General features: G+C 70.8%; 1 protein-coding gene. It reads right to left on the minus strand.

All coding sequences use genetic code 11. The features are described 5' to 3' along the window. Window positions 1-249 (minus strand): hypothetical protein (locus tag PROKR_RS36740; RefSeq protein ID WP_211239995.1); only part of this gene is annotated, 249 nt, incomplete at its 3' end. Between the last annotated feature and the right edge of the window lie 166 nt (window positions 250-415).

Below are 415 nucleotides of genomic sequence, written 5' to 3' on the forward strand. Positions count from 1 at the left end.
AGGTCGCGGACGTTGCGAGCGACGCGGTCGATCTTCGTCGCGAGCACGCGGTCGCCGGGCTGGAGGGCGGCGAGGAGCCGGGGCTCCCCGTCGTCCCCGGTCGGCGAAGGGCACCTTCGCGCCGGAGACGGAGCGCTCCTCGTAGACGACGGCGTCGGGGGAGTGGCGGGCGAGCCGCGCGCGTTGCTTGGCGATCGAGCCGGAGACTCGGGAGTCGAATGAGATCCGCGTATAGGCGTGGTCGGTCATGCTGGGACGATACCTCGTAACTCCGTTGCCGGGAAGGTCTTGCGGGGGACGGAGTCACGAAACGACGAAGGCCCCCGTCCAGGTAGGGGCGGGGCCTGGCGGGGTGGGTCAGACGAAGACCTCGCGGTTCGGGTCCCAGTTGCCGACGTACGACAGCACGCGCGCG

This window comes from Promicromonospora kroppenstedtii DSM 19349 (genome assembly GCF_000515355.1).
Classification (GTDB): Bacteria; Actinomycetota; Actinomycetes; order Actinomycetales; family Cellulomonadaceae; genus Promicromonospora; species Promicromonospora kroppenstedtii.